General features: G+C 63.4%; 9 protein-coding genes. 4 read left to right on the forward strand and 5 right to left on the reverse strand.

Features of this window, described 5'->3' with window-relative positions; translation table 11 throughout:
- Window positions 1–27: 27 nt before the first annotated feature.
- Window positions 28–528 carry a very short patch repair endonuclease gene (locus ACFCV3_RS39205; RefSeq protein ID WP_376039600.1) on the reverse strand — a complete coding sequence of 167 codons (501 nt, stop codon included), beginning with the start codon at window positions 526–528 and terminating at the stop codon, window positions 28–30.
- On the opposite strand from ACFCV3_RS39205, the gene ACFCV3_RS39210 reads away from it, so the two are divergent.
- Window positions 426–1,667, forward strand: coding sequence for a DNA cytosine methyltransferase (locus ACFCV3_RS39210; RefSeq protein WP_376039603.1), 1,242 nt, complete (start codon window positions 426–428; stop codon window positions 1,665–1,667). The genes ACFCV3_RS39205 and ACFCV3_RS39210 overlap by 103 nt on opposite strands.
- A gap of 84 nt (window positions 1,668–1,751) precedes the next feature.
- Here the strand turns inward: ACFCV3_RS39210 and ACFCV3_RS39215 are convergent, their stop codons facing one another.
- From ACFCV3_RS39215 to ACFCV3_RS39230, 4 genes are all read right to left on the reverse strand, one after another.
- Entirely contained in the window at window positions 1,752–2,120 is a 369-nt protein-coding gene (locus tag ACFCV3_RS39215) for a hypothetical protein (protein ID WP_376039605.1), read from the reverse strand.
- A 10-nt stretch (window positions 2,121–2,130) separates the two neighbouring features.
- A complete protein-coding gene (locus ACFCV3_RS39220; protein ID WP_376039608.1) occupies window positions 2,131–3,447 on the reverse strand; it encodes a helix-turn-helix transcriptional regulator in 1,317 nt (438 codons plus the stop codon).
- An 81-nt stretch (window positions 3,448–3,528) separates the two neighbouring features.
- Window positions 3,529–4,413 (reverse strand): bifunctional diaminohydroxyphosphoribosylaminopyrimidine deaminase/5-amino-6-(5-phosphoribosylamino)uracil reductase RibD, encoded by an 885-nt coding sequence (gene ribD, locus ACFCV3_RS39225; protein WP_376039611.1) that lies wholly within the window; start codon window positions 4,411–4,413, stop codon window positions 3,529–3,531.
- Between the two features lie 2 nt (window positions 4,414–4,415).
- Window positions 4,416–5,573 (reverse strand): helix-turn-helix transcriptional regulator, encoded by a 1,158-nt coding sequence (locus ACFCV3_RS39230; RefSeq protein WP_376039613.1) that lies wholly within the window; start codon window positions 5,571–5,573, stop codon window positions 4,416–4,418.
- A 697-nt stretch (window positions 5,574–6,270) separates the two neighbouring features.
- On the opposite strand from ACFCV3_RS39230, the gene ACFCV3_RS39235 reads away from it, so the two are divergent.
- From ACFCV3_RS39235 to ACFCV3_RS39245, 3 genes are all read left to right on the forward strand, one after another.
- The gene (locus tag ACFCV3_RS39235) at window positions 6,271–6,597 is read left to right on the forward strand and encodes a hypothetical protein (protein ID WP_376039615.1); all 327 of its coding nucleotides are present in this window, start codon (window positions 6,271–6,273) and stop codon (window positions 6,595–6,597) included.
- A gap of 216 nt (window positions 6,598–6,813) precedes the next feature.
- The gene (fxlA, locus tag ACFCV3_RS39240; protein WP_376039617.1) at window positions 6,814–6,957 is read left to right on the forward strand and encodes an FxLD family lanthipeptide; all 144 of its coding nucleotides are present in this window, start codon (window positions 6,814–6,816) and stop codon (window positions 6,955–6,957) included.
- A 66-nt stretch (window positions 6,958–7,023) separates the two neighbouring features.
- The gene (locus ACFCV3_RS39245) at window positions 7,024–8,220 is read left to right on the forward strand and encodes a lantibiotic dehydratase family protein (RefSeq protein ID WP_376039620.1); all 1,197 of its coding nucleotides are present in this window, start codon (window positions 7,024–7,026) and stop codon (window positions 8,218–8,220) included.
- Window positions 8,221–8,292 lie beyond the last annotated feature (72 nt).

The raw sequence follows: 8,292 nt of genomic DNA on the forward strand, positions 1-8,292 counted from the left end.
AGCTATATCGAGATCAGCCGACCGATGTTACGTACAGTCACGTGCGCCACGCTCCTTCGTCAAGGCTTCGACCACCTGTCGAACCGCGACATCCGGATCCTCGTGCTCCCAGATCCGCACCACGGTCCATCCCGACGCGCAAAGAATCGCGTCCGTCTCGCGATCCCGCTCCACATTGCGAAGCAGCTTCTCCGCCCACCAGGCGCCGTTTTTCTTCGGGCTCGTGCCATGCTTGGGGCAGCCGTGCCAAAAACAGCCGTCCACGAAGACGGCCACCTGCCGAGCAGTGAACGAGAGATCAGCGCGCCGACGAGGCAGGCCAGGCAGTGGAAGGTTGACGCGGTACCGGTAGCCGAGCCTATGCAACCGCCGCCGCAGCTCCAGTTCCGGCTTCGTGTCCCGCCGCGCCTGGCGCGACATCCGAGATGAGATCTGCGGTGTGGTCTGAAGCACGCTCCCGGGCCGTGGAGACGCCACAAGGCCCTTCTCCTCGGTCCCAGGCAGCGCGCCCTGGCTCGACTTGTCCATGGCACCGACTAACCTCTCATGCTGTGCCCAGGTTGTCGCCCGAAACGCCGGATCAATCATCAGGTCCGCCCCGATCCGCCTCGCTCCGCGTACTCGACCTTTTCGCCGGTGCGGGCGGTCTAACCCGAGCGTTCCACGACATCGAAGGCTTCAGTACCGTGAGAGCGGTGGAGAGCGACAAGGCTGCTGCCGCAACATTCGCAGCGAACTTCGGTGACGAGGTCTACGCAGGCAAGATCGAGGACTGGCTCCACGAGGAAGATGTGCCGGCAGTCGACATTGTGGTCGGCGGCCCGCCATGCCAGGGGTTCTCGCGGCTTGGCAAACAGGACGTCAACGACGAACGGAACGAACTGTGGCGGGAGTATGCCGAAACCGTCGCGCGGGCCAATCCGTCGTTTTTCTTGGTCGAGAATGTAGGCGCGTTCCTTGAGTCTCCGCAATACTCGCTACTGCAGCAGGCCACGGCCAAGAAGGGCCTGCTGTCGCAGTATCGGCTTCATGCTGCAGTACTCAATTCTGCGGACTACGGGGCACCCCAGGCTCGTCGTCGGACTGTTGTGATCGGAAGCCACCGCGATCTCGAGGCACCAGGCTTGCCGGCACCGACGCATATCGGACGCCACGTGTCTGTTCGGTCGGCTTTGAAGCGCGTGACTCCCAAGGTCACCAAGACGGATCTTCCGGACCGCTCCACGGACTTCCGAGGCACGACCTTCCCGGGGAGTTTCAGAACGAAGGAGCTGCACCTCAACCGCAACTACACCTCGCTGTCGAAGGCGCGTTTCCGGTGTATCCCTGCTGGAGGCAACAGATTCGACATACCGGACGACCTCCTGGCCGACTGCTGGCGCAAGCATCGCTCCGGATCCGCGGACGTGATGGGTCGGCTTCATTGGGACAAGCCGTCCGTGACGATCCGCACGGAGTTCTTCAAACCGGAGAAGGGTCGATATCTGCACCCCGTTGAGAATCGCGCTCTCACGCACTATGAAGCGGCCCTGCTGCAAGGCTTCCCGGGCGACTTCCGGTGGGTCGGTTCCAAGACCGCTATCGCTCGCCAAATCGGCAACGCTGTACCCATCGCCCTAGGACGTGCACTCGCGACACACCTCTTGGCGCAGTTCGAATCTCGCTGACCCATCAAGAGCAGTGCGCATGGGGCTCTCTCAAGGCACGGCTTCCCTGCGTTGTCAGGGTTAGTTGGGGCCAGCGGCCCGCAACTAACGTTCTTGCTCGATGTGCTCGATGTGCTCGAAGATGTCGGCGTCGGTCTGCTGCTGCCAGTCGGGAAGGTCATCCCAGTCAGCAACGTAGGCTGGCTTGGGGTCTAGGATGTGTTTGTAGATCTGGCCGATCCAGCAGAGGGCTACGAAGCGGCCCTTTTGGGCTCGGGTGAGCTTGCTGGTGTGGCCGTCTGCGGCGATGACGAAGGCACGGACCTGGTCGTAGACGGCAGCGGCGCTGGCGCGTTCCCAGTCTGGGGTTTCATCCCATGGGGTGATGTAGCTGGGCTTCGGTTCGCCGGGGTAGTACTTCTTGACGCCAGCGATCCATGCTTCGCGGAAGACCCGGCCCTGTTCGTTCGGCAACGTGATGCTCCTAGTGGTTATGAGCGGACTTTCCGGCCACGGCGCTGATCTCTTCGTTGAGCTGACAGACGCGAGGATCCTTGAGGTGCGGAACCAAGTGGGGCTGCAGGCCTTCTAGTCTTCGCGCGACTACCCCCGAGTCGGTCTGCCGTGCCGTGTTCAGCGCGGCGCTGCTGTGGACGAGGAGTTGGTCGAGGTCCCGACGCAGCAGACCGAGGGCGGCAAGGTCGACGAGTACGCCGCCCCGGCGGCGGGAAGACAGAGTCTGGCCCAGAGCGTCGTTGAGTGCCGTCTCAGCCAGTTCTGGGCGCTTGAGAGCCACGTAGCAGGTCCCTCGCTCTTCAGGTAGTCGGGAACCGTCGAATCTGAGCCAGCCACCATTCTGGTAAGACCCACTCAATGCGTGAACCTCGTTTGCCTGGTCGAGGGCTCGTTCGCAGGCGGTCAGATCGCCAAGGCCAGCGAAAACCTCAGCCTGGACGGCGCTGACCCAGTGCCGCGTTGATAGGGCATAGTCACCTCCCTGAGCGAGACCCGCGGCGAGCTGCAGCATCGGCGCGGCTCGATCGAACCTCTGGTCGTAGACGCTGATGAAGGCATGGCGGGTGAGGGCACATGCCCAGAGATCGAGGGCGCCGGCCCCCTTCGCGGCCTGCGCCGCGAGGGTGTAGCAATGCGCCGCCGACGTGTACTGGTTTCCATCGAAGTGGATCTCTCCAGCGAGTTGGAAGAGATCGCTCGCGAGCTCGCACACGCTGTGATGAACTGCCGAACGACGTGCCTCCTGCAAGGCGGCAACGAGGACCTCCAGCTGGCCCTGTACCAACGAGAAGGCTGCGCGCTTGTTGCGTGACAACGTGAATGCTTGCCACAAATGTGCGTTAAGGGCCGCGTACTCGTCGAGCGTGGCCTGATCCAGGCGGCCAGGATCTTTGGCGACGTGATCCAGTCGTTCCAGATCCAATGGCCCGGGCGCACCGGATGCCGCTATGAGCGTGCTGGCCATGCTCACCAAGCGCAACATCTCGCGACGGTTCATGTCGTCTGTCTCCGTGGGATCGTGCGGGATGTTTGCTCGGCTGTGATCCCCAGAGACCGACTCGGACACCGCTGCGACCTCTGACCCGCACAGCAGATCTGCTAGCTGGCTCAAGGAGACCTGGAGCGAATGCGCGAGCTTCATTCTCAGCGAGGGCTGCGGCTCGGCGCTACCGCTCTCCCACCGAACAACGGTCGAGCGGTCTACGCCGAGGTGCTCTGCAAGCCGCTCCTGGCTGTAGCCGAGCGCCTTGCGCCGCTGCGCGAGGCGGAGTCGCTTGATCGCCATACCCCACCTCCCATCCGCCGTCAACGATGGCTGCATTCTACCCAGCGGGCTGGACCGCGCCGGGTGTTCGAGGGTCCCTGGTCATTCCCTGATGAGGTCCAGGCAGACGTACGACCCGACTGCCCTAACCGCATGGACTCCGTACCCAGTCGGTACGTCGGGAGTCTGCCCGATCGTCGAATGAGGACGACTCGACGCCGGCTGTCGAGGGACGTACATGGTCATGCGGTTCACCAGCCCCGAATCTGCCATTGCCGACGCAAGCTTCGTAGGTCCGGATAGCAGCAGCGACCGCACGCCTCGATTGAACAGATCTGCCAAGAGCTCCGCGGGTTCGAACCCAACTGCCGGTGGCAATGAGAACTCGTCCGGCGAGTGCGCGCCAGGGACTCCCTCCTCGAGCCGGCCAGCGGGAGTCAGAACCGCGTCGAACCCGGTACGTAAGGTCGCCTCTTCTGGAGCGGGCCCTCGGACAGAGAGAGCCTTGCTGTGGACCACGTAGGCCCAGTGGACATGCGGGACTCTAGCTGTAAGTGCTTCGAGCCATGGCCCGATGACCAGGCGTGCCTCGTCGCTCAGAACGGCGACCTCGACATCTACGCCCGCTGCCCTGAGACGCGCCGCTCCGCCCTCTTCTCGCGATGTCGGATCGATCAGCGAGATCACCACGCGAGCGATGCCTGCGTCGATCAGAGCCTGTCTACATGGTGGAGTTCGTCCCTGGTGATTGCATGGCTCCAACGTGACGACCGCCGTGCCACCACGTGCCCGCTCCCCCGCCGCTGCAAGCGCGTTGACTTCTGCGTGAGCCTCGCCTTTTCGGCGGTGGTAGCCCTCACCAACCACGTTGCCGTCAGCATCAAGCACGACACATCCGACCGGCGGATTGGGACTCGCTGAGCCGAGCCCGAGAGCCGACAAAGAAACAGCTCGCCGCATCACCGCCTCTTCGTGAGGACTCGCCATGACTACCGAGCCTCCATGGCTAGCTCGCGAATGAACTGGGACACTGCTGGCAACCGTCGGTAGCCGGACAACTTCGTGCCGACTGCCCGTACTAGCCCGAGCGTTCGCTCCGAGCCGACCTCCTGGCCGATGCCTAGGGCCTCAGTTGCAACGGTGGCCGCAGGCTCAGGTTCGCCGGAAGCGGCATAGGCGCTCGCCAACCGTCCAAGCGCGACTCCGCGGTCACGGCGGTAGACATCAGGCAGGCCAGGCAACGTCGCCTCGTACAAGGTAATCGCTCGGTCAGGTCTGCCGAGCGTCAGCCAACATCCGGCACGCTGTACCTCGATGTAGCTCGCCGTACAGAAGGAGCCGTGGCCAGTCCGCGCATCGCCGGCAACATCGGTGACCGCCCACTTATGAGCATCATCCAGCTTCCGATGGGCAGCAGATTCGTCGCCGTCCATGGCAAGCCCCTGTGCCTCTTGCTGATCCAGGGCGGCACGCATAGGTGGAAGTAGATCGGGAGCCGCGCGACGGGCTGCGCCGGCGAGCCCTAGCACCTGGGCAGCGCAGCCACCCGGCACTGCCTGCTGACTCCGACGGAACAGGACCCACGACGTCATCAGCGGATCGTCTGCCTCGATGGCCCATTCCAGAGCACGGCCGCTCCAATGACGGGCCTCGGCTGCTCCTCCACTGTCCTCGTACAACCACGAGGCGGATTCGGCGTATTGCGCGGCGAGGCGCACCACTTGCGGACGACCGACGGTACCGGCCATCGCGAGCAACTCATTGATGGTGTCCAGCTGGCCGAGCACACCGCTGAGGGCATGTCGAGGGCCGAGCAAATTGTCTGTCTTGACCAGAAGATGCCATTGCTCGCGTAGGTGCTCAACGACAGTGTCCAAACGCGGCCCGTCACTTAACCTGATCGACAGACTCGGCCGCGAATGCGAGACCCGATCGCCTGTGTCGGCTACTGCGCTGACATCGTCGAGCAACCCATCAAGCTCGTGAGCGGTGATACCGAGTGCCGCCGCGAGGTTGGGGCGCAACCACGGTTGCGGCGCGGTTTCTGCGGCTTCCCACCGCACAACTGTTGAACGATCGACGCCGAGCAGAGCAGCCAGGCTTGCCTGGCTGCGACCGGCCGCCTTGCGCTGCTGCGCAAGTCGCACTCGCCTGCCTGCCATGACTCGATCATCCCCGTCCACGCGGCCAACTGCGTCATCGTCGGCGCGTCAACAACGCGCCACTTATGCATCAGTTCTGCTCTGGCTCCATCCGACCGTAAGCGATGAACTTGTTGTGCACAGACGGGCGGTTCTGATCGCACAACAGTCCATCTCCGAGCCGCCGCCAAGAAGGCACCACGACCAACCAACCAGGGGGAATAGTGCGACCCGGCGACGATAGTTCAGATAGCGCTACGCCGGCCCCTCAACCCCGGTCCGGTGTTGACTAGAAGACCGACTCTGTCGTAGTACCCGGGGGCGGTGAGCGAGTGTGATCGCACGTATGTGGGTTCTCATCGTTGGAACAGGTCTGCTCGCAGCTCTCATGCTCCGCGACATCCTCCTGGACGTGATAGACCGATGAACGAGTCAGCACGGACCGGCGCCCCGCGGCGGCGGGTGCGGATTTGGTTCGGTGAGCAGGCGATCGCAACATTCGTCGGACCGCCAGATGACGCGGCTATGTACGGAGGCGGAATGCGGCGGCGCTTCGCAGGCCTCCGGACTACCAACGAGCAGGCGGCTGCGGCTGTGGGTCAAGATGCAGTCGGCTCGTGAACGGGCAGCACCGACACGGCTGGTGGTCCCGACTCTGGGAGCGCTTGATTGCGACATTCCGCCGTTGGATGGACGAGGAGCGGTGACCGACTACACCAGCCCGCTGCTGCTCGGCTACGCCCGGCGAGACCTGTATCTGTCCGACCAGCGCGTCGAGCGGGTCAAGCGGGAGTTCGCTGCCATCGCCAAGGTCGAGGGCTACACCATGGGCTCGGTGTACGTCGAGGATCCGGCCACTGTTCCGGCCGCGTTCGAGGCTCTCGTCGAGTCAGTCAACCGCTACGAGGTCACCGCGGTGTTGCTACCAGAGTGGCGGCACCTGGCACTGATCGACGACCCAGCCGCGGTCAGGTTCCAGTTCGAGCGAGCCACGGGGGCTCGCTGCCTGCCCTACGACCTTGGCCCGTGAACTGACGGATCCGGTGGGGAGTCGTCGTCGTCCTCAGCCCTCTCACGTGCAGTGGATCGTCTGCACACCGCCGGACCCGTCGCAAGTGGTCTGCGGCCGAGCCTTCCCCTCCCCTGTGGAGAGCTCGGCCACAGATCCCACAGTCCGGCTGGCGCGGGACGCGCAAGCGAGTCCGTCCTGCGCCAGCCGTTCCATCACTAACCGAAAGGAATCGAAATGGATCCGAAGCAGTCGCTCGACGTCGAGTTCGAGCTGGATGTCCGTGTAGTCACCGATGTCGTGCCGCAGGCCAACGCCGGCTGTAACACCGACGACGGCTGCGCCGCTTCTTGTGCGTCGAGCTGCGCCAGCAACGTCTGACGTAGTCCCTGAGAGGGGCCGGAGCTACAGCCCGGTCCCTCTTCCGACATCACCACCGGAGGACTGATGAGCAACGGCGACGGCAAGCCTCTGTACCGCCATAGCGGCACCGCACTGCTACGAGCGACGGCGGTTTCCACAAGTAATGGCCCTGCTCGCTGGCCTGACCTGAGCGACATCGACGATTGCCACTCATGGCTGCGGGAGGTGTGGCCTGATTCGCGTCTCGCACTCCCCATTCGGCACGCCAGCTTCGGTCTGGCCAAGCAAGTGGATGCCATCTGTTCTGGCGAAGACTTCTCAGACAAGCAGATTCGACGAGCTGCGCTGTCCGTCGTTCGCTACTTCCTCCGGTTAACCGGCCGTCAGATGCCGTTCGGCCTGTTCGCTGGGGTTGCCCCAGTCAGTGTCAGCGCATATAGCTCCGCACGCTGGGGAGCCGAGCATCGAGTGTTCATCCGTACAGATACACAGTGGCTCGATGACGTCGTCAGCCGATTGGAGTGTGAACCTGGCCTACTCGATCGCCTCGACGTTGTCTTCACGAACCTGGCCGCCCAGCGCGGCGACGACATCGACATACCTCACGGCACAACGCGGATGCTGATCCGACGCACCCGACCCGTCCAGGCAGTTCAGGAGCTCTGTCAATCCCCGATCCAGTTCGTTGCTTTGATCAACAAGCTGGGTGAGAGGTTCGCTGGGGCATCCGAGTCGAAGATCCGGGAGCTAGCAACCGGTCTAGTGCGGCAGGGGTTCCTGATCACGAGTCTTCGAGCACCAATGACGGTCACTGATCCCCTGGCATATGTTGTGCGGCGGTTGCGCGAGGTCGAACCAGATCCCAGTGCGGGGGCCTCAACGACCCTGGGCCATCTCGAAGTGATCGCTGCGGAGATCGAGCGCCACAACAGTGCGGACACCAGCGACGAGGCGAGGGCAGCCATCCGCACCGAACTCGCCGTACGGACACGTCGACTGTCGCTGGCAGGAAGAACGTCGTTAGCTGCTGACCTTCGCCTCGACTGCGACGTAACGATCCCCGAGCACGTTGCCGTAGAGATGAGCCACGCGGGGAGTGCGCTGATACGACTTACTCGTCAACCGACTGGATCTGCGGTCTGGCGCGACTACTACATGGCGTTCTGCGACCGCTATGGCATCAATGCGCTGGTACCACTCACTGACGTCGTCAATCCCGAGACTGGACTCGGTCTACCTGCCACATATCCCGGCAGTACCCTGCGTGTCAGGGTGAGTTGAGGCCAGCGGCTCGTAGCAAGTCCGCTTCTGCAGGGCGAGATTCAGGATGATTGAAATATGGCTGGTTCTGTT

The organism is Kribbella sp. NPDC056345, from assembly GCF_042262745.1.
Taxonomy (GTDB): domain Bacteria; phylum Actinomycetota; class Actinomycetes; order Propionibacteriales; family Kribbellaceae; genus Kribbella.